This is a genomic window from Pimelobacter simplex (assembly GCF_024662235.1).
Taxonomy (GTDB): domain Bacteria; phylum Actinomycetota; class Actinomycetes; order Propionibacteriales; family Nocardioidaceae; genus Nocardioides.
Window position 1 is genome coordinate 2313590 of sequence record NZ_CP096276.1, and the last position, 19945, is coordinate 2333534.

Sequence of the window (19945 nt, forward strand, 5' to 3'; positions counted from 1 at the left end):
GTCCGTTGCCGGGCGATGGACATGTCGCACCACGTGCGCTGCGGAGTTTCGGTGTCACGCGCGACCGCACTATCGGGCTCGCTCGACCGCGAAGGCGCCGACGCCTCCGAGCAACCGGTCACGGCGACAATGCCGAGCACGGCGACGAGCGCCCTTGTCCGAATTCCCGAAATCATCGGTCCGCTCCTCGCGCATTGACCGGCACACCCGAATTCCTGCTCGCCCCAAGGTACCTTCGGCCAGCACTCCTGTGTCGCGCTGTCGGTGCCGGGTCCTAGCCTCGTCCCATGGCGTACGACGAGCAGCTGGCGGCCCGGCTCCGCGACCTCCTGGTCGACGAGCCGAGCCTCGCGGGTCACGAGGTGACCGAGCAGAAGATGTTCGGCGGGCTGGGCTTCATGGTCGGCGGCAACATGGCCGTCGCCGCGTCCGGCCAGGGCGGGATCATGGTCCGCGTCGCGCCCGACGAGACCGAGCACTACGTCGAGACCACCGCCGCGGTCCCGATGGAGATGCAGGGCCGCAGCATGCGCGGCTGGCTCCGGGTCGACGCCGACGACGTGCTCGAGGACACCGCGCTCGGGACGTGGGTCGGCATCGGGGCGGCCTACGCCGCGAGCCTGCCGCCCAAGCCGAAGAAGTGAGGGCCTTCTGGGGCGCCCTGCCCACGGAAGGCCGGTGGCTGCTGTCCACGGTCGCCATCCAGACCCTCGGTCGCGGCCTGACCCTGCCGTTCACCCTGATCTACCTCCACGAGGTGCGCGGCTTCGACCTCGGCCTGTCCGGCACGCTCATGGCGCTCATCGCCGTCGTCGGATTCCTGGTCACCGGCCCCGGCGGCGCCCTCACCGACCGGTACGGCGCCCGCGCGGTGCTGCTGACCGGCACGGCCGCCATGATCGCCGGCAACGTCCTGCTCGCCTTCGCCACCACGCCCGCCCTCGCGGCGGTGGCACTGGTCCTGGTCGGCTTCAACTTCGGCGTCTCGTGGCCGGGCTTCAACGCGCTCATCGCGAGCGTGGTCAGCGGTGAGCTGCGCCAGCAGTACTTCGGCATCAACTTCGCCCTGGTCAACCTCGGCATCGGGGTCGGCGGGGTGGTCGGCGGGCTGTTCGCCGACGTGTCGCGGCCCGACACGTTCACCGCGATCTTCCTCGCCGACGCCGCCTCGGGGCTGATCCCGATGGCGCTGCTGCTCGGCCCGCTGCGCCACGTCCACGGCCGCGCCGCGGCGCCCGCCGACGGCAGTCCCGCGCCCGCGGCGGTCGGCTACCTGACGATCCTGCGCGAGCCGGCGGTGCGCTGGCTGACGCTGCTGACCTTCATCGGGACGTTCATCGGCTACGGCCAGCACGAGGCGGGCTTCCCCGGCTTCGCGCGCCAGGCCGCCGAGGTGTCGACGCGCACGATCGGGCTCGCGTTCGCGGTCAACACCGCGATCATCGTGGTGCTGCAGTTCGCGGTGCTCTCGCGCATCAGCGGGCGCCGCCGTACCCGGGTGATGCTGGTGATGGCCGCGACCTGGGCGGTCGCCTGGGCGCTGCTCGGCCTCGCCGGACTGGCCCCGGGCGGACTGGCCGCCGCCACCGGCGTGATCGCCTTCATGGGGGTCTTCGCGCTGGGCGAGACCCTGCTCCAGCCCACGGTGCCGGCGATGAGCAACGACCTCGCCTCCGACCACACCCGCGGCCGCTACAACGCGCTCACCGCGGCGGCCTTCCAGGGCGGCGCGATCGCGGGACCGGTCGTGGCGGGCTTCCTGCTCCAGCACGACCTGAGCGTGGTCTACATCGCGCTCATGGTGCTGGGCTGCGCGGCGATCGCCCTGGTCGCGCTGGTCCTCGAGCGCCACGTCTCGGCGACGGTCAACGGCCAGCAGACTGAACCCGCCGCAGTCGGGGAAGGAACGCCGTCATGACCTCCCCGCTCCGCGCTGCCGCACTCGCCGTGCTCGCGACCCCGCTGCTGGCCGCCGGCTGCACCGGCGGCTCCGGCGACCTCGCCGCCGGCGAGGTGGTGCGGGCCGCGACCGACGCCCCCGCACCCGGCAGCCCCGCCGCCCAGCGCGGCTGGACCGCCGAGCTCCAGCTCCCCGACGGGCGCCTCACCGCGCGGATCGCGCCGCTGCCCGGGACCGAGGTGGACGCCGCCGGGACCTTCGCCGACGAGGCGGTCTCGGCCGGCGACGACAGCACCCTCGTCGCGGTCTCCTGGACGACCGAGGCCGGCGCCGGCGTACCCACGGCGGCCCAGACCTCCGTCCTCGACCCGAGCGTGCCCGACGAGCTCGCGCTCGTCACCGGCGACGGCAAGGACGGGCGGCGGGTCCCGCTCGAGGTCGACGGCCTGAGCCGGAGCACCGGGTTCGTCTACGTCGCCCTCGACGATCCTGCCGACTGGGGCCTCGAGGTGGTCTTCGACGGCGTCGCCCAGTCGGTCACCGAGGACGCCCCGGCACCCCACGTCGACCCCGCCGCGCAGCCGCTCTACGACGTCCCCGCCTCCGCAGCGGCCGGCTACACGAGCTGCCGCACCACCGTGACGCCCACGTCCTTCACCCGCACCGGTGGCAGCGCCTTCTGCCGCGCCCGTACGGCGAGCTGGCCGTGGGTCGCCGGCCAGGGCTGGTCCGCGGACGGCCCGTGGCGGGTGGTCCAGCTCGAGACCACGCTCCAGCCGTCCGGCAGCGCGCCGGTGAGCGCGACCGAGGTCCGGGCGAGCGTCGACGGGCGCGCCCCCGTGGCTACGCGCGACGAGGACCGCGGCGAGAGCGGCGCGACGTCGTCCACGCTGGTGTTCACCCCTGGCGGCACCCGGCTCGAGGTCCGCCGGACCAGCACGGTCGGGGGCGACCCGGTCACGCTGACCGGGTCGCTCCCCCTCGACCGCTGAGGCTCCGGCCTCAGGCCTTCTGCCAGGGACCGTTGAGGTTCGGCAGGTCGACGCTGGTGAAGTCGGGCCACTTGTCGCCCTCGAAGCCGCGCTGACCGAGCTTGGCCTGGATGGCGTCCCAGTCGCCGGCGTTGCCGACGTTGAGGGTGATCCAGTAGTCGACCGCCTCCTTGACGATCGACGCCGCCTGCGAGCCCGCGGTGACGATGATCTGCACGATCACGCCCGCGCCGCCGGTGAACCAGTTGCCGACGTCGCCGAGCTCGCCGGCCTTGCCGAGGATGGCCGCTGCCAGGTCGACCAGGTTCTTGAGCTGGGCGTTCCAGTGCTTGAGCAGGTTGACCTGGTGGTCGTCGAGCAGGTCGGCCGCCTCGGCGAACGAGTCGGACATGCCCTGCACGGCCTTGAGCTGGAACGCCGAGGTGTTCTCGTACGCCGTGTAGGCGCGGCCGGTCCAGCTCTTGGCGAGGTAGCGGTTGGCCGCGTCGATGTCGATGCGCACCTGGCCGAGCTCCTCGACGGAGTCGCGGTAGCGGCTGGCGATGCTCGACATCCGCAGCGGGTCGCCCAGGATCGAGCCGATCGACTGCCGGATCGTCTCGGAGGCGGTCTCCCAGGCCTCGTTGATGTTGTCGATCGCGTCGTCGAAGCGCCCCTCGAGCTCGTGGCCGACCAGGCCGCCGACGATCGCGCCCGGGATGCCGCCGGCCAGGAAGCCGCCAAGGATGCCCCCCTCGGTGAGGTGGTCGTTGATGAAGTTCGCGGACTTCTCGATGAACTCGCCGATGGCCTTGTTGACGTCCTCGATGGCGTCGTTGACCTGGGTGAGGAAGACCTGCGGGTCCTTGTCTGCGTCAGTCATTCGCCTGCCCGATCCTTCAGCTTGCGGAAGTTCTCGCCCTGGGTGGTGTCGGTACCGCTGAGGTCGTTCGCGGTCTCGACCAGGCCGTTGGCGAGGGTCTGGGTGATCCAGTGCCCGTCCGCCGCGCCGTTGACGAGCACCTCGTTGATCGTCTGGTGCAGCCGGCCGGCGGTGTAGAGCGTGTCCTGCATGCCGAACAGGCTCGGGTAGCCCCAGCCCTCGGAGGCGTAGCCCCACACCTTCTGCAGGGCCGCGGAGAGCCCGTCCCAGGCCACCGACGCGGTGACCAGGTCCTGGATCTCGGCCGAGAACTCGCCGTTCGCGCCGCCCGGGGGGTGCGGCTCGCCGTAGCCCGGCGGGTCGTCCGGCGGGTTCCACTGCGGCGGGACGAACGGGCCGTAGACCGGGGAGGGATTGGGGGTCGTGCTCATCGCCGGCCTCCTTCCTGGGCGTCGGTGAACGCCTCGTTGAGGGCGTGGCGGAGCAGGTCCGCCGGTGCGGTCGCGAGGAACTGCGCGTCGGCGTCGAGGCGGCGCAGGCCGTCGATGTAGCCGAGCTCGACCCGGATCTCGCCCTCGCGGGAGGTGCCGGTGACGGTGCGGTCGAGCCGGTCGTCGCGCCAGGCGCTGCGGGGCTGCACCGGCCCGTCGGGGGCGACCAGCGGCGCCGCGCGGTACGCCGGCGGCGGCACCAACCGGCGCCGTCCCTCGACCAGCTCGCGGCCCCGCTCGATCTCGGCCGGGCTCAGCCGGCGGCGCTCGGCGTTGTGGGCGAGGTGGCCCAGCACCGCGCCACCGATCGCGCGCTCGAGGGCGGCGCGGAGCCCGGCCGCGTCGCGCAGCTCGGGCGCCACCGCGGTGAGCGCGGCCACCCGCACCGGCCACCCGGTCGCGTCGACCTCGATCTCCAGGCCGGTGTGCTCGTCACGGCCACCGGTCGTCTCCTCCGATGCGAACCACTGCGGTCCCCGGATCTCGCGCTGCAGCGCGGCCCGGTCGCCGTACGTCGCGGACAAGTTCATCGCTACCCCGTCGCTGGCTGGGCGCTCGGAGCGGGCTGCCCCGAGCATTGCCCCCAGCCTTCCTCAGCCGCTGCCGATCGAACCCTCGGTTCGGCACCCAAAGTGGTAGGCCGTGTGTTCCGCCACAACGAGGCCCGTTCGCGCCCGGCAGATTTCCTCCGGATCGGGCCCGAGTCGTAAAGTTTTCAACCGTGAAGCACCCGGTCCACGCATGATCTCGTTGAACTCGTTCTGGGCCGCGCTTCCTCGTGAGGGACGCTGGCTGCTGTCCACCGTCGCGATCTCCACCCTCGGTCGCGGACTGGTGCTGCCGTTCACGCTGATCTACCTCCACGAGGTGCGCGGCTTCGACCTCGGCCTCGCCGGAGCGCTCATGGCGCTCATCGCCGCGGTCGCCTTCGTCGTCACCGGACCCAGCGGCGCCCTCACCGACCGGTACGGCGCCCGCGTGGTCATGCTCGGCGGCCAGGTCTGCATGGTCGCGGGCACCGCGCTCCTCGCGTTCGCCACGACGCCCGCCGCCGCGGCGGTCGCGCTGACCCTGATCGGGGTCAACTTCGGCGCCTCCTGGCCCGCCTTCAACTCGCTCATCGCGAGCGTCGTCGAGGGCGAGGTGCGCCAGCAGTACTTCGGGGTGAACTTCGCGCTCACCAACCTCGGCCTCGGCGTCGGCGGCATCGTCGGCGGGCTGTTCGCCGACGTGTCCCGGCCGGAGACCTTCACCGCGATCTACCTCGCCGACGCCGTCGCCGGACTGGTGCCGCTCGCGCTCTTCCTCGGCCCGCTGCGCCACCTGCACGGTCGCGCGCCGCGCCCGCCGCGCGACCTGGCCTGCCCCGCCGCGCCGGGCTACCGCACGATCCTGCGCAGCCCGGCCGTGCGCTGGCTGACGCTGCTGACCTTCGTCGCGACGTTCATCGGCTACGGCCAGTTCGAGGCCGGCCTGCCCGGCTTCGCCCGGGAGACCGCCGGGCTCTCCACCGGCCTGATCGGCGCCGCCTTCGCCCTCAACACGTTCGTCATCGTGGGCCTGCAGTTCGGCGTCATGCGCCGCATCCGCGGCCGCCGCCGGACCCGGGTCCTCATCGCCATGGCCGGGCTCTGGGCGGTCGCGTGGGCGCTGGTCGGCCTCGGCGGCATCGCGCCCGGCGGCCTCGTCGCCGCGATCGGGCTGCTCGGCTTCGGCCTGGTGTTCGGCCTCGGCGAGACGCTGCTCCAGCCGACCGTCCCCGCCATCACCAACGACCTGGCCGAGGACCACCTGCGCGGTCGCGCCAACGCGATCAACGCGGGCGCCGTCCAGGCCGGCACCGTCGCCGGGCCGATCGTCGCCGGGCTGCTGCTCCAGCACGGCCAGGGCACGCTGCTCATCGCGCTCATGCTCGTCGGGTGCGCGGTGATCGTCGTCCTGGCCCGGGTGCTCGAGCGGCACCTGCCCGAGACGGTCAACGGCCGGCTCCCCGCGCCCGCACCCGCGGCTCAGGCGCAGGCTCAGGCTCAGACGGCCGGACGCGCGAACCAGAGCGTCCGGTGCGACCAGTCCCCCGGCCCGCGGCGCTCGCCGGAGCAGACCACGATGACCACCTCCGGCGAGCCGTCCACGGCGTCCCAGCCGGGATAGCCGTCCTCGGCGCGCACCTCCTCGCGCGCGCTCACCCGGTAGCAGGCGACCTTGCCGCCGGCGCCGTGCAGCACGATCCGGCCGCCCTCGCGCAGGCCGTCGAGGAGCCGGTTGCCCAGCGCCGCCCCGTTGGGCCAGGTGTGGGCGTTGAGCAGCACGTGGCCCGCGCGGCTGCCGGGCTCGATGCCGCCGAGGTCCCAGGCGACGACGTCCTTGTCGGAGACCGGCGGTACGCCGGGCACGCCCTGCGCGTCGCGCGGGAGACCCCGCACCTCCGCCCGCCGTACGACGCCGGGGACGCTGAACGCGGTCGGCACGAACCCCCGCCGCGCCTGGCCGTCGCACACGTCGCGCGGCGGCGGGGACGGAGCCGGCGTCGCGGTGAGCGGACCGGGCTGCGGCGACACCGCCTCCGGCGCCGGCGGCTCGGCGCGCAGCAGCCACCAGACGAGGCCGGCGACCACCAGGAGCGCGACGGCACCGGCGATGCCCAGGCGGGTTCTCCACAGCACGCACCCATTGTTCTCGAAGTGTCGGCGGCGTGCGCGAGGATGGTCGACATGGTGACCCCGGACCCGCTGGAGGCGTTCAGCGAAGCGACCCGCGCGTGGTTCCGCGCGGCCTTCGCCGAGCCCACCGCGGCCCAGGCCGGGGCCTGGGACGCGATCGGTCGCGGCCACCACACCCTCGTCGTCGCGCCGACCGGCTCCGGCAAGACGCTCAGCGCCTTCCTCGCGGGCATCGACCGGCTGCTGACCACCCCGCCGCCCGACGACAAGCTCCACCGCACCCGGGTCCTCTACGTCTCGCCCCTCAAGGCCCTCGCCGTCGACGTCGAGCGCAACCTGCGCGCCCCGCTGACCGGCATCCGCCAGACCGCCGAGCGGCTCGACCCCGGTCACCCGCTGCCCGAGGTCACCGTCGGCATCCGCTCCGGCGACACCCCGGCCGGCGACCGGCGCCGGCTCGCGACCCGGCCGCCCGACGTCCTGATCACGACGCCCGAGTCGCTCTTCCTCATCCTCACCAGCCAGGCCCGCGAGACGCTGCGCGGCGTCGAGACGGTGATCCTCGACGAGGTGCACGCCGTGGCCGGCACCAAGCGCGGTGCCCACCTGGCGCTCAGCCTCGAGCGCCTCGACGCCCTGCTCCCCCGGCCCGCCCAGCGGGTCGGGTTGTCCGCCACGGTCCGCCCGACCGAGGAGGTCGCCCGCTTCCTCGGCGGCAGCGCCCCGGTCGAGATCGTGGCCCCGCCCGCGCACAAGTCCTGGGACCTGCGCGTCGAGGTGCCGGTCGAAGACATGACCGAGCTCGGCCAGGTCGTCGAGGACGACGACCCCACGGCGCCTCCCGCCCGGGCCAGCATCTGGCCCCACGTCGAGCAGCGGGTCGCCGAGCTGATCGAGCAGCACCGCTCCACGATCGTGTTCACCAACGGCCGCCGTACGGCCGAGCGGCTGACGGCGCGCCTCAACGAGATCGCTGCGGGCGTCTCCGCCGACGGCGTCGAGCCGCCCGCCCAGATCATGGCCCAGTCCGGCGCCGCCGCCGGCGCGAGCCCGGTGCTCGCCCGTACCCACCACGGCTCGGTCTCCAAGGAGCAGCGCGCCCAGGTCGAGGACGACCTCAAGGCCGGCCGCCTGCCCGCCGTCGTGGCCACCAGCAGCCTCGAGCTCGGCATTGACATGGGCGCCGTCGACCTGGTGCTCCAGATCGCCTCGCCGCCGAGCGTGGCCAGCGCCCTCCAGCGCGTCGGCCGTGCGGGCCACCAGGTGGGCGAGACCTCTCACGGCGTCTTCTTCCCCCAGCACCGCGGCGACCTCGCTCCGGCTGCCGTCGCCGTCGCCCGGATGCGCACCGGCGGCATCGAGCAGCTCCACGTCCCCGCCAACCCGCTCGACGTCCTCGCCCAGCAGGTCGTCGCCATCACCGCGGTCGACGAGTGGGACGTCGACGAGCTGTTCGCCGTGGTCCGGCGCAGCGCGCCCTACGCCCACCTGCCCCGCTCGGCCTACGACGCCGTGCTCGACCTGCTGGCCGGCCGTTACCCCTCCGACGAGTTCGCCGAGCTGCGCCCGCGGATCACCTGGGACCGGCTGACCGGCGTCATCAGCGGACGCCCCGGCGCCCAGCGACTCGCCGTCACCAGCGGCGGCACCATCCCCGACCGCGGCCTCTACGGCGTCTTCCTGGCCGGCGAGGGCACCAATCGCCGCGTCGGCGAGCTCGACGAGGAGATGGTCTACGAGAGCCGGGTCGGCGACGTCTTCGCACTCGGCGCCACGAGCTGGCGGATCGAGGACATCACCCACGACCAGGTCATCGTCACGCCCGCCCCCGGCGTCCCGGGCCGGCTGCCGTTCTGGAAGGGCGACACCGCCGGGCGCCCGACCGAGCTCGGCGAGGCGATCGGCGGGTTCACCCGCGAGCTCGGCGCGCTGCCCGAGGCCGCGGCCACCGCGCGGGCCCGCGAGGTCGGCCTCGACGACAACGCGGCGGCCAACCTGGTCGGCTACCTGCGCGAGCAGGTCGAGGCCACCCAGGTGCTGCCGAGCGACCTGGCCGTCCTGGTCGAGCGGTTCCGCGACGAGCTCGGCGACTGGCGGCTCGCGGTGCACTCGCCCTACGGCACCGCGGTGCACTCCCCCTGGGCGCTGGCCATCAACGCCCGCCTGCGCGAGCGCTACGGCGTCGACGGCCAGGCGCTCGCCTCCGACGACGGCATCGTCATCCGGATCCCCGACACCGACGCCGAGCCGCCCGGCGCCGACCTGATCGTCTTCGAGCCCGACGAGATCGAGGAGGTCGTCACCCGCGAGGTCGGCGGCTCCGCGCTCTTCGCGGCCCGCTTCCGCGAGTGCGCGGCGCGCGCGCTGCTCCTGCCGCGGCGTGATCCCGGCCGCCGCTCGCCGCTGTGGCAGCAGCGCCAGCGTGCCGCCTCGCTGCTCGAGGTCGCCACCCGCTACCCGTCGTTCCCGATCGTGCTCGAGACGGTCCGCGAGGTGCTCAACGACGTCTACGACCTGCCCGGCCTGGTCACGCTGCTGCGCCGCGTCGACCAGCGCGAGGTGGCGATCACCGAGGTCGAGACCACCCAGCCCTCGCCCTACGCCCGGACGCTGATGTTCGGCTACGTCGCGCAGTTCGTCTACGAGGGCGACTCGCCCCTCGCCGAGCGCCGCGCCGCCGCGCTCACCCTCGACCAGGGACTGCTCGCCGAGCTGCTCGGTCGCGCCGAGCTGCGCGAGCTGCTCGACCCCGACGTCCTCGCCGAGGTCGAGGCCGAGCTCCAGCGCACCGTCCCCGACCGGCGCGCCCGTGACGCCGAGGGGCTCACCGACCTGCTCCGCCTGCTCGGCCCGCTCACCCTGGCCGAGGTCGCGGCCCGCTCCCGCGACGAGGCCCCCGTCGCCGACTGGCTCGCCGACCTGGCCGCCGCCCGGCGCGTGGTCACCGTCCGGATGGCCTACGGCGACGCCTGGGCCGCCGTCGAGGACGTCGCCCGCCTGCGCGACGGCCTCGGCGTCCCCGCTCCGGCCGGGACGCCGGCCGCCTTCACCGAGCCCGTCGACGACCCGCTCGCCGACCTGGTGGGGCGCTACGCGCGTACCCACGGGCCGTTCACCTCCGACCAGGTCGCGGTCCGGCTGGGGCTCGGCGTGGCCGTCGTACGGCACACGCTCCAGCGGCTCGAGGCCCAGGGCCGGGTGCTCTCCGGCGAGTTCCGCCCCGTCGGCGCCGGCGAGGAGTGGTGCGACGTCGAGGTGCTGCGCCGGCTGCGCCGCCGCTCGCTGGCCAAGCTGCGCCACGAGATCGAGCCGGTCGAGCCGACCACGCTGGCCCGGTTCTCCACCGCCTGGCACCAGATCACCACCGCCAAGGGCCCGCGCGGGGCCGACGGACTCCTCCGCGCGATCGAGCAGCTCGCCGGAGCCGCCCTGCCCGCGAGCGCGCTCGAGTCCCTGGTCCTGCCGGCCCGGGTCCGCGACTACGAGCCGGCGCTGCTCGACGAGCTGACCGCGACCGGCGAGGTGCTCTGGGCCGGCCACGGACCGCTGCCCGGCTCCGACGGCTGGGTCTCGCTCCATGTCGCCGACCGGGCCCACCTCACCCTGCCGCCACCCGCGCCGGTCGGCGACCCGCTCCAGCAGCGGGTCCTCGACGTGCTGGCCCCCGGCGGAGCATGGTTCTTCCGCCAGGTCTCCGACCAGGTCTCCCAGGCCGCGCGTGCCGACGGCGAGGACCCGCCCCTCGACGAAGCCGTCAGTGCCGCGCTCTGGGCGCTGGTGTGGGACGGACGGCTCACCAACGACACCCTCACCCCGCTGCGCGCCCTGACCCGCTCGGGCCGCGCCGCCCACCGCACCCGCCGCGCCGCCGCCCGCCCCGGCCGCCTGTCCCGGACCGGCCCGCCCGAGACCGCCGGACGCTGGGCCGTCCTGCCCGCCATCGACACCGACCCCACCCGCCGGGCCCACGCCGGCGCCGAGCAGCTCCTCGAGCGCCACGGCGTCGTCACCCGCGGCGCGGTCGTCAACGAGCGGGTGCCCGGCGGCTTCGCCGCGATCTACAAGGTGCTCAGCGCCTTCGAGGAGTCCGGCCGCTGCCGGCGCGGCTACTTCGTCGAAGGCCTCGGCGCGGCCCAGTTCGGTACGGCAGGCTCGGTCGACCGGCTCCGCTCCTTCGCCCCACCGGCCGGCGGCGAGGAGCTCGACCACAAACCGGTCGCCGTCGCGCTCGCCGCCACCGACCCGGCGAACCCCTACGGCGCCGCGCTCCCCTGGCCCGCGCCGCCCAGCGTCCGCGCGGCGGCCGAGAGCACCGAGAGCGCCGGGCACCGCCCCGGCCGCAAGGCGGGCGGGCTCGTCGTCCTGGTCGACGGCGCGCTCGTCCTCTACGTCGAGCGCGGCGGGCGCACCCTGCTCACCTGGTCCGACGAACCCGACCTGCTCACCCCGGCCGCCGAGGCGCTCTCCACCGCCGTACGCCGCGGGACGCTCGGCCAGCTCACCGTCGAGAAGGCCGACGGCACCGCTCTCCTCGGCAGCGGCGGACCGCTGCGCGACGCGCTCGCCGCGGCCGGGTTCATCGCGACCCCGCGCGGCCTGCGGATCCGGGCCTGAGGATTGCCGCGCCGTGCCCGAGGGAGACGCGGTCCGCCGTACCGCCGACCGGCTCGACCGGGCGCTCGCCGGAGCGACGCTCACCCACAGCGACTTCCGGGTGCCCCAGCTCGCCACCACCGACCTGACCGGGGCCGTCGTCGACCGGACCGCCACCCACGGCAAGCACCTCCTCACCCGGCTCACCACCGCCGACGGCGTCCCGCTCACGCTGCACACCCACCTCAAGATGGAGGGCAGCTGGCGGGTGGTCCGGGCCGGCGAGCGCTGGTCCCGGCCGGCCCACGAGGCCCGGGTCGCGCTGCGGACCGAGCGGGTCGAGGCGGTCGGCTTCCTGCTCGGCGTGGTCGAGCTGCTGCCCACCGCCGACGAGGCGAGCGCCGTCGGACACCTCGGCCCCGACCTGCTCGGCCCCTGGACGCCCGCCGACGAGGCGACCGCGCTGGGCCGGCTGACAGCCGTACCCGACCGGGTCCTCGGCGAGGCCCTCCTCGACCAGACCGTGGTCGCCGGGATCGGCACCATCTGGCTCTCCGAGACCTGCTTCGTCCAGGGCGCCCACCCGCTCGGCCCCGTCAGTGCGGTCGCCGACCCGCTCCGCCTGCTCCGGCGGGCCCGCGCCCTGCTCCGGGCCGGGCTCGAGCACGGCCAACCGCTGACCACGGGCGACCGGCGCGACCCGGTCTGGGTCTACCGGCGCCAGCGCCGCCCCTGCCTGCGTTGCCGGACGACGATCGAGGCCGGTCCGGTCGGCCCACCCGGCCGGGAGCGGACCACCTACTGGTGCCCGCGCTGCCAACCGGCGGCCGCCGCGGCCCCGCCGCCCGGCGCGTGACCTGGGTCTCCTCGCCGCCCAGGAACGTCCGGCCCGCCGTCGTTCGTTGACCTGGCATGCACCGCCATTTCAACGGGCTCAAGACCGCGGGCCTCTTCGGCGCGATCTTCGCGCTGCTGCTCGCCGTCGGCGGCCTCATCGCCGCTGCCACGGGCAGCTCCGCCTTCATCTGGATCTTCGCGCTCATCGGTGTGGGTACCACGGCCTACGGCTACTGGAACTCCGACAAGCTGGCCATCAAGGCGATGCACGCCTACCCGGTCACCGAGTCCCAGCAGCCGGCGATGTACCGCATCGTCCGCGAGCTCTCCACCGCCGCGAACCAGCCGATGCCGGCCCTGTTCGTCTCCCCCACCCAGGCGCCCAACGCCTTCGCCACCGGCCGCAACCCGCAGAACGCCGCCGTGTGCTGCACCGAGGGCATCCTCGGCCTGCTCGACGAGCGCGAGCTGCGCGGCGTGCTGGGGCACGAGCTGATGCACGTCTACAACCGCGACATCCTCACCGGCTCGGTCGCGGCGGCCGTCGCCGGCGTGATCAGCTCGGTGGCGCAGTTCCTCGCCTTCTCGTCGATCTTCGGCGGCGGCAGCAACGACGAGCGGCCCAACCCGCTGGTGATGATCGGTACGGCGCTGCTCGCCCCCTTCGCCGCCGCGGTCATCCAGATGGCGATCAGCCGCACCCGCGAGTACGACGCCGACGAGGACGGCGCCCGCCTGACCGGCGACCCGCTGGCCCTGGCCTCGGCGCTGCGCAAGCTCGAGTCCGGGACCGCCCGCGCCCCGCTCGCGCCCACCCCGCAGCTGCAGAACGCGAGCCACATGATGATCGCGAACCCGTTCCGGGCCGCCGACGTCCAGCGGATGTTCTCGACCCACCCGCCGATGGACGAGCGGATCGCCCGCCTGGAGAACATGGCCCGCCAGCGCTGATCGACCGCGCTCCCGGCACTCCCGGCGATCCCCGCAGCCCCGACGAGCAACAGACACAGCCCCTCCGGTCCCGGACCGGAGGGGCTGTGTCGTGGTGCGGAGGGCCAGGCCAAGCCAGGCGGGCCGGCCGGGTCGGGCCGGATCAGGCGGCGGAGGCGACGACCTCGCCGGCGCGCCGCGGCGCGATCGGCGTGGGCACGGGGCCGAGCAGGGCGGCCTCCTCGAGCGCGACCGCGTCGGCGACGTCGCGCAGGACGTCGGACAGCGGGACGTCGAGGGCCTCGCACAGCGAGGCGAGCAGCTCGGAGGACGCCTCCTTCTGGCCACGCTCGATCTCCGAGATGTAGCCGAGGCTGACCCGAGCAGCGCCGGAGACCTCGCGGAGGGTCAGCCCGAGCTCAGCACGGCGGCTGCGCAGGATGTCACCGAGCGAGCGGCGGAAGAGCACCATCTCGATCTCCTCTCCGGGGTCGTGGAACGGCGGGTCGTGGCTCCAACGCTACCCGAGCCCCGAATCTTCCGCGGGACGCCCGGCCGCTGAGACTGCGGTGAGCTCCTCGCTCAGGGCGGTGAGGGCCGCGACGACGGTCGCGTCCTGGATCGCGCCGCGGCCGCCGCTGAGCCGGAGCGCGAGGACCTGGGTGCCCTCGGGGCCGGCCAGGCCGACGTACACGGTGCCGACGGGCTGGTCCTCCTGGCGGTCCGGACCGGCCACGCCCGTCGTGCTCAGCGCGTACGACGAGCCGACCAGGCGGCGCGCACCCTCGGCCATCGCCCGGGCACAGGCAGCCGAGATGACGCCGTCGGTGTCGACGAGCGCCTGCGGGACGCCGAGCACCTCGACCTTGACCTGCGTCTGGTAGCTCACCACTCCCCCGACGAAGACCTGGGACGCTCCGGGGACCTCGGTCAGCCGCGCCGCCAGCCGGCCGCCGGTGAGCGACTCGGCGGTCGCCACCGTCGCCCCGCGCTCGCGCAGGGCATGGACAAGAGCCTCGGCCGGTGAACCCACGACACGCATCGTGTCACGGGCCACCGACCGAGGCTCTCGGCGAGGTGCTGCGGTGCGGCTCAGGTCAGCGGCGGACCACCCAGATCGTGGTGACCGTGGTCTGCGCCGTCAGCGCGGTGCTGCCGAGGTAGGTCACGGTGACCTTCTTGCGGCCGGTGCTCTTGAACTTGCCGAGCTTGACCACGGCCTTGCCGTTGACCACGGTGACGGTCTTGGCGGGCAGCCCCTTGGCCTTGACCTTCACCTTGCCGGTGACCGGCTCGCGGTCCGCGTTGACCAGCGTGACGGTGACCGTGGTCTTGGTCTTCTTGACCTTGACCTTGCCGGGCTTGGTCTTGACCGACATGGTCACTGCACCCTTGGCGACCGGCACGGTCTGGGCCGAGGAGACGATCGCGTCCTTGTAGTCGGGCGCCGTGGCCCGCACCTGGACGGTGATCCGCTTGCCGGCCTGCGCACCCTTGAGCCGCAGCGTGCTCCCGGTGACCCCGGCGATCGGCGCCCCGTTGGCGAACCACTGGTAGGTCAGCGAGGCGGGCGTCGGCACCCAGGTGCCGGCGTTGGCCGTGAGCACCTTGCCGACCCGGACGGTCCCGGAGATCGTCGGCGTGGGCTGCGTGGTGAACGTCTTCTTGTCCACCTCGGCCGTCGGGTCGGAGACGGCGACACCGTCGGTGTAGCCGTCGGCCTCGACCGTGACCCGGACCGTGATCACCTTGCCGACCTCAGCGGCCGTCGGGGTGAACTTGTCCGTGGTCGCGCCGGAGATCTCGGCACCGCCGGCCAGCCACTGGTACGACGTCGTGGTCGGCGTCGGGGTCCAGGTGCCCGCCGTGGCGGACAGCTCGACGCCGAGCTTCGGCGTACCGGTGATCACCGGCTTGGTGTCGTTGACGAAGGCACCCTCGGCGACCGTGATCGGGACGATCACCTCGGTCCCGGAGCTCGCGCCGACCAGCGTCAGCGACGTAGCGCCGGCCGGCTGGTTCGCCGGCAGGGTGACGTCGACGTGGGCGGTGCCGTACTGGTCGTAGACGGCGGTGCCGATGGTGTTGTCGAGCGTCGCGGTGCCGATCTGCTGGTTGCCCAGCTTGACCTGGATCTCGGTGTCCTTGGCGTCCGCGGGCGTCGACATGGTCCACGAGCTCACGTCGAGTACGACGTGGTCGCCCGGCTTGTAGGACGCCGGGGCGTCGGCCGGGAAGGCGATCCCGACGGCGCGCTGCGCGGGGTCGACCGCGAGCGGGGTCGTCGCGGCCTTCGCCGCCAGGTAGTCGACCATCGCCTGCAGGTCGACCTTGCCGGTGTCAGCGACGTTCGTGCCGTTCTTCAGCTCGAAGAAGTTGTCGCCACCGGTCGAGAGGAACTGGTTCACCGTGACCGAGTAGGTCGCGCCGAGATCGATCGGCGTCCCGTTGAGCCACATCCCGGTGACCGTGCCCTCGAACGTGGCCGTCCCCTGCACCGTCACCGGCTTCTCGGCGTAGGTGTAGGTGAAGCCCTTCGAGACCCCCAGGCGCAGGAACGGCCGGCTCGGCACCTTGCCAGCCGCGTCGCGCTGCCACTGCTGCTCGAGCACCTTCTTCATCTGGGCTCCGGTGAGCTTCATGTTGACCAGCGTGTTGGCGAACGGCTGGACGACGGCCGCCTGCTTGTAGGTCAGGATCCGGTCGCCGAGCTGGGCGGTCGAGTCCGGGTGGGCGTCGAGGTAGGCCTGGTCGACGACCGTGCCGGGCATGTCCTGGCGCAGACCACCCGGGTTCATGAACGCGATCTGGGCGCTGCCGGACTCCGGCTTCTCTGTGGCCCAGCGCTGCACCTCGGCGACCTGGTTGCCGAGCGTGGACTCGCCACCGCGGTTCTCCGTGGTGCCGTTGGCCAGCTTGGCCCGGTTGAGCACGCCCTGGAGCTTGCCGAGCTCCTTGGCCCCGAGCACCTCCGCCTGGTTCTTCGCGTCGGTGACGATCTGGTCCACCGCCGGGTCGGTCGGGTGCGCGCCGGCCGAGGTCAGGCTGATGATCGACTGCGTCTTGGCCTGGACCTTGCCGGTGGCGTTGTCGACCGTGAACACGAGCTTGTTGAGGTTGGTGCCGTACTGACCCGCCGAGACGACGGGACGCTCGGTCACCGCACGCCCCTGGTCAGCCCACGCCTGCACCGGGACGGAGCAGTTGTAGGCCTTGTGGGTGTGCCCGGACACGATCGCATCGACGTCGGCCGACACATTCTGGGTGATATTGCCCCAGACCGTCGCCGGGTTCGAGAACTGCGACGAGGTGCAGTCCTCCGACGCCGATCCCTCGTGGACCAGCAGCACGACGAGGTCCGCGCCGGCGTTCTTGAGCTCGACCGCGGCCGCGTTGGTGGCGTCCACGATGTCGGTGACCGTCACGCCCTGGATGCCTCCGGGGGTGACCAGGCTCGGCAGGTCCTCGGTGACGGCGCCGACGAAGCCGACCTTGACGTCGCCGAACTGCTTGGTCCAGGTCTCGGCGAGGTCGTCACGACCCGCCGGCTCCTCGACGTTGGCGGCGATGTACTCCCAGTCGGCGAGGTTCTTGACCCGGCCCACGAGGTCCTCGTAGCCCTGGTCGAACTCGTGGTTGCCGGCCGCGGAGACGTCGAGTCCCGCCTCGTTGAGCGCCTCGATGGTGGGCTTGTCCTTCTGGATGAAGGACTCGAACGTCGACGCACCGATCAGGTCACCGGCGGCGGCGAACACCGTGTTCGGGTTCTCGGTGCGCAACTGCTTGACCGTGCCGGAGAGCACCGAGGCGCCCGCGGCGTTGGTGCCGTCGGCCAGGAGACGACCGTGGAAGTCGTTGGTGCCGATGATCTGGACGTCGGTCGTGCTCGGCGCGCCCTTCTTGATACCGACGACCTCAGGGTTGTGGTCCGAGGCGCTGAACGGGTCGTCGCTGTAGAGGTCCGTGCCGACGTAGTTGTAGCGCGAGTACTGGTTGAACACCGACTCGTTGGCGTTGACCTCCCAGATGTCGACGCCGGTCACCATGGCCGCCGCGGCCGGGTTGGCGAGCACGTGGTCGAGCGAGCCCGACTGACCGTCGAAGCTGTAGGAGTGCTTGCCCGGGGCCTCCATCTGGGTGTAGCCGGCGTTGTAGAGGACCTGCATCGGGTCCTCCTGCGAGTAGGAGTTCAGGTCACCGGTCAGGAACACCGCCTGGACGCCGCGCGCCGTCGCGAAGTCGCTGGCGAACTGCTGCAGGCGGGTCGCCTGGGCGATGCGGTCCGGGTTGGCCTTGCCCTGGCCGGTGCCGTCGTCCACGCCCGAGCCCTTGGACTTGAAGTGGTTGACGATGACGGCGAACCGGTCACCGGCCGTACCACCGACGGGCTTGAAGACCGCCGCGAACGGCTCGCGGGCGTTGGCGAACTCGGTGGTGCCGAAGAGCATCTCGGCGTCGCCGACGACCTCGACCTTGGCGGGCTTGTAGATGAAGCCCGTGCGGATCACGTCCTGCTCGGCCTTGTTGGCCGGCAGCGAGGCCGAGACCGGCGAGTGGACGTAGTCCCAGGTGCCCGCACCTGCGGCGGTGTTGAGCGCCGTCACCAGGGCGGCGAGGGCCTCGTCGCGGTCACCGTTGTCGACGACCAGGCTGTTCTCGATCTCCTCGACCGAGACGATGTCGGCGTCGATCTTGTTGATCGCCTTGACGATCTTGGCCTGCTGACGGTCGAAGCTCGCCTGGTTCCAGGCACCCCGCGGGCCCGTGCCGGGGCACTGGTCGACCGCGATCGGGTTACCGGCGCGGTCGACGAACGACGAGCAGCCGCCGTAGGCCGCACCGAAGGTCGTGAAGTAGTTGAGCACGTTGAACGTGGCGAGCTTGAGGTCGCCACCCACCGGCTGCGGAGCGGCCGGCCGGTTCTGCTCGAAGGTCACCTTGCCGGTCGGGGCACCGACGATCTGCGAGGTCGGCTGGAGCTTCCAGCCGAAGCGCCAGTCGAGCACCAGCGGCTGGTCGAAAGTCACCTTGGCACCGACGCGCACGTGGTGGTTCGGGGTCAGCCACGGCAGCGGCAGGTCCTTGCCCGCGGCGGTGTTCTGGGTGTTCCAGTACGTCGTGCTCGACCCGTCGTCGAGCAGCACCCGGTGGGCGTTGTTCCAGGCGGTGCGGGCCGCGATCGCCGCGGTGTCCTGGGCGTCGATGATGTCGGTCGGCGTGCTCAGCGGCTTGTCGGAGTTGGCCGCGAGACCGATCTCGCCGACGTTGTTGTTGGACGGCGTCGCCGGCGGGTTGAACGCCGAGCCGTCGTAAGCGTCCGTGACGGTGAAGTCACCAGACGGAGCGAAGAGCTCGCCCTCGACGGCCTCACGAGCGGCATCGAGCGCCGCACCGGTGAGGCAGGCCGTGCCCGGCAGCGCGCAGTCGGTGCCCGGAATGACGGTCTTGGGGGTCACCGTGCCGAGCGAGGCGATCTCGGTGACCGTGCCCGCGACGACGTCCAGCTCGGTCAGCGTGCCGGCGCCGGAGGTGAACTCCTTGACGGTGCCGGAGACGCGGACCGAGTCGCCGATCGCCAGACCGCTCAGGAGGGCGGAGTTGCTGCCGACGTAGACGAAGAGCGCGTCGGAACGGTCCGGCGTGTCAGCACCGGGGGTCTGGATGTAGAAGCCGTTGAACCCACCGGTCGGGTAGAGCGCCGTGACGACACCCTCGGTGGTCGCCGGGGAGTCCGCGACCGGGCTCGCGGCACCGCTGCCCTGGATGTCCGCGATCGGGACGGACGCACCGGGGTCGGCGACCGTGATCGTGAACTGGACCGAGGCGGACTCCTTGGGGTCCGCCGAGTCCTCCACCGTCGCGGTCACGTTGGTGACGCCGGCCGCAGTCGGCGTACCGGAGATGGAGTTGCCGGTCAGCGTGAGGCCCGCCGGGAGCGGCGCCGCCGTCCACGTGTAGGGCGCGGTTCCGCCGCTGGCCTGCAGCGTGATCGGGGTGATCGCGGCGCCCGTGGTCGCGCTCTTGGCGCCGGGGTTCGTCGCCGTCACCGTCGTCGGCTCGGAGGTGCCGCTGCTCGCGTTCTGCGGGGTCGGCGCCGCGGTGCTGAAGTCGGCGGCGTTGTTGTCGGTGTCCGCGCCGTTGGCGGCGCGCTGGTAGCTCAGCGTGACCGAGTTGCCGGTGGACGCCGTGCCCTCGGGCGAGTTGCTGTTGCCCCAGCCGATCTTGTCGATCACACCCGCGTCAGCCGGCGTCGTGGCCGTCGTGCCGCTGGTGAGGTAGAGCGTGCCGCCGCCGGCGCCCGGGTTGAGCCCGGTAGCGATCTGGTCGGGCGTGGGCAGCGCCGTGCCGTTGCTGCCGTTGCTTCCCCCCTTGACCAGGAACGTCTTGCCCGGCGCGACCGTGCCGCTCAGCGCCACGACGCCCGAGGCATTCCCGGTGCCGGTGGGCGAGCGGTACTGGAGCGACTTGCCGCTGAGGCTGATCGCGCTCGCAGTCGGGTTGTAGAGCTCGACGAACTTGTCGACGTACGACGCATTCGCGGAGCCTCCGTTGACATAGGCCTCGCGGATCACGAGGCCGGTGCCACCGGGGTTGGCCTGGGCGGGGCTCGGGGCGACCGCCGCCACGCCCGACAGGGCGAGGGCGGCGCCAAGGGAGCCGAACAGCAATTTCTTCACGGG

Annotated in this window: 13 protein-coding genes; 7 read left to right on the forward strand and 6 right to left on the reverse strand. The window is 73.1% G+C overall.

Going from position 1 to position 19945, the window contains the following annotated elements; translation table 11 throughout:
- The first annotated feature begins 287 nt into the window (after positions 1 to 287).
- From M0M48_RS11490 to M0M48_RS11500, 3 genes are read left to right on the forward strand one after another with little or no spacing between them, the layout of a single operon-like run.
- Positions 288 to 644, forward strand: coding sequence for a TfoX/Sxy family protein (locus M0M48_RS11490; protein ID WP_257751228.1), 357 nt, complete (start codon positions 288 to 290; stop codon positions 642 to 644).
- A complete protein-coding gene (locus M0M48_RS11495; protein WP_257751229.1) occupies positions 641 to 1918 on the forward strand; it encodes an MFS transporter in 1278 nt (425 codons plus the stop codon). The genes M0M48_RS11490 and M0M48_RS11495 overlap by 4 nt, the downstream gene beginning before the upstream one ends.
- Complete coding sequence (locus tag M0M48_RS11500; protein ID WP_257751230.1) at positions 1915 to 2892, forward strand: hypothetical protein; 978 nt, start codon at positions 1915 to 1917, stop codon at positions 2890 to 2892. Before M0M48_RS11495 ends, M0M48_RS11500 begins: the two co-directional genes overlap by 4 nt.
- Before the next feature lie 10 nt (positions 2893 to 2902).
- Here M0M48_RS11500 and M0M48_RS11505 read toward each other — a convergent pair whose 3' ends face one another.
- Genes M0M48_RS11505 through M0M48_RS11515 form a run of 3 tightly spaced genes read right to left on the reverse strand, consistent with a single transcriptional unit; the run spans position 2903 to position 4775 of the window.
- Entirely contained in the window at positions 2903 to 3754 is an 852-nt protein-coding gene (locus tag M0M48_RS11505; RefSeq protein ID WP_215816145.1) for a hypothetical protein, read from the reverse strand.
- Positions 3751 to 4185: a hypothetical protein gene (locus tag M0M48_RS11510; protein ID WP_257751231.1), complete on the reverse strand. Its 435-nt coding sequence runs from the start codon at positions 4183 to 4185 to the stop codon at positions 3751 to 3753. The genes M0M48_RS11505 and M0M48_RS11510 overlap by 4 nt, the downstream gene beginning before the upstream one ends.
- Complete coding sequence (locus M0M48_RS11515; protein WP_215816143.1) at positions 4182 to 4775, reverse strand: hypothetical protein; 594 nt, start codon at positions 4773 to 4775, stop codon at positions 4182 to 4184. Before M0M48_RS11515 ends, M0M48_RS11510 begins: the two co-directional genes overlap by 4 nt.
- A 211-nt stretch (positions 4776 to 4986) precedes the next feature.
- Between M0M48_RS11515 and M0M48_RS11520 the strand changes: the two genes are divergently transcribed.
- The 4 genes from M0M48_RS11520 to htpX all read left to right on the forward strand — a co-directional run bounded on the left by M0M48_RS11520 (position 4987) and on the right by htpX (position 13286).
- Positions 4987 to 6396 carry an MFS transporter gene (locus tag M0M48_RS11520; protein WP_257751232.1) on the forward strand — a complete coding sequence of 470 codons (1410 nt, stop codon included), beginning with the start codon at positions 4987 to 4989 and terminating at the stop codon, positions 6394 to 6396.
- A 551-nt stretch (positions 6397 to 6947) separates the two neighbouring features.
- Positions 6948 to 11519 (forward strand): ATP-dependent helicase, encoded by a 4572-nt coding sequence (locus M0M48_RS11525; RefSeq protein ID WP_257751233.1) that lies wholly within the window; start codon positions 6948 to 6950, stop codon positions 11517 to 11519.
- Positions 11520 to 11532: 13 nt separating this feature from the next.
- Positions 11533 to 12354, forward strand: coding sequence for a DNA-formamidopyrimidine glycosylase family protein (locus tag M0M48_RS11530; protein ID WP_215816140.1), 822 nt, complete (start codon positions 11533 to 11535; stop codon positions 12352 to 12354).
- A gap of 56 nt (positions 12355 to 12410) precedes the next feature.
- Positions 12411 to 13286, forward strand: a complete 876-nt coding sequence (htpX, locus tag M0M48_RS11535) for a zinc metalloprotease HtpX (RefSeq protein WP_257751234.1) — start codon at positions 12411 to 12413, stop codon at positions 13284 to 13286.
- Positions 13287 to 13428: 142 nt separating this feature from the next.
- Here the strand turns inward: htpX and M0M48_RS11540 are convergent, their stop codons facing one another.
- The 3 genes from M0M48_RS11540 to M0M48_RS11550 form a co-directional block, all read right to left on the reverse strand.
- Complete coding sequence (locus tag M0M48_RS11540) at positions 13429 to 13743, reverse strand: helix-turn-helix domain-containing protein (RefSeq protein ID WP_425319921.1); 315 nt, start codon at positions 13741 to 13743, stop codon at positions 13429 to 13431.
- A gap of 42 nt (positions 13744 to 13785) precedes the next feature.
- Positions 13786 to 14298: a CinA family protein gene (locus M0M48_RS11545; RefSeq protein WP_257751235.1), complete on the reverse strand. Its 513-nt coding sequence runs from the start codon at positions 14296 to 14298 to the stop codon at positions 13786 to 13788.
- 64 nt (positions 14299 to 14362) lie between these two features.
- The gene (locus M0M48_RS11550; protein ID WP_257751236.1) at positions 14363 to 19942 is read right to left on the reverse strand and encodes an ExeM/NucH family extracellular endonuclease; all 5580 of its coding nucleotides are present in this window, start codon (positions 19940 to 19942) and stop codon (positions 14363 to 14365) included.
- Positions 19943 to 19945: the final 3 nt, after the last annotated feature.

Excerpts from the sequence above, each read along its gene's own strand:
- M0M48_RS11490 (WP_257751228.1), top strand. The coding sequence starts at position 288 with ATGGCGTACGACGAGCAGCTGGCGGCCCGGCTCCGCGACCTCCTGGTC.
- M0M48_RS11500 (WP_257751230.1), top strand. The coding sequence starts at position 1,915 with ATGACCTCCCCGCTCCGCGCTGCCGCACTCGCCGTGCTCGCGACCCCG.
- htpX (WP_257751234.1), top strand. The coding sequence starts at position 12,411 with ATGCACCGCCATTTCAACGGGCTCAAGACCGCGGGCCTCTTCGGCGCG.
- M0M48_RS11520 (WP_257751232.1), top strand. The coding sequence starts at position 4,987 with ATGATCTCGTTGAACTCGTTCTGGGCCGCGCTTCCTCGTGAGGGACGC.
- M0M48_RS11510 (WP_257751231.1), bottom strand. The coding sequence starts at position 4,185 with ATGAGCACGACCCCCAATCCCTCCCCGGTCTACGGCCCGTTCGTCCCG.
- M0M48_RS11505 (WP_215816145.1), bottom strand. The coding sequence starts at position 3,754 with ATGACTGACGCAGACAAGGACCCGCAGGTCTTCCTCACCCAGGTCAAC.
- M0M48_RS11525 (WP_257751233.1), top strand. The coding sequence starts at position 6,948 with ATGGTCGACATGGTGACCCCGGACCCGCTGGAGGCGTTCAGCGAAGCG.
- M0M48_RS11515 (WP_215816143.1), bottom strand. The coding sequence starts at position 4,775 with ATGAACTTGTCCGCGACGTACGGCGACCGGGCCGCGCTGCAGCGCGAG.